Genomic DNA, 310 nt, shown 5'->3' with positions numbered 1-310 from the left:
CTTATAACACGGCCAAATAAACCACGCTTTTTAGGCTGTTTTTTTAGTGTGTCATGAGACGTCTCAAAAGTGTCTTGTGGTGCACCATTGAGACGTGTCAAAGATGTATCATGAGACGTATCATTTTGTTTCATTGCTTGTGTAGCAATAGTTTCAGGTGTGTCATTAAAAGTGTCGCATGATGTATCGTTGGAACGTGTCACAGGTGTGTCATGAGACACTTTTTCAGAAGACTCTTTGTGTCCTAATAAAAGCTGGAACCGATCAATTTGATCCAAATAACGCTGTTCACGTTCTTTATAAGATTCAA

At 38.7% G+C, this 310-nt stretch carries 1 protein-coding gene; it reads right to left on the bottom strand.

The window, feature by feature from the left end:
- A partial coding sequence (locus tag AAW00_RS15225) for a hypothetical protein (protein WP_479370966.1) occupies positions 1-310 on the bottom strand: 310 nt, incomplete at both ends.

This window comes from Aurantiacibacter luteus, from assembly GCF_001010945.1.
Lineage (GTDB): Bacteria > Pseudomonadota > Alphaproteobacteria > Sphingomonadales > Sphingomonadaceae > Alteraurantiacibacter > Alteraurantiacibacter luteus.
The sequence above is the reverse complement of the archived record's forward strand: the minus strand, read 5'-3'. Positions and strand labels throughout refer to the sequence as shown.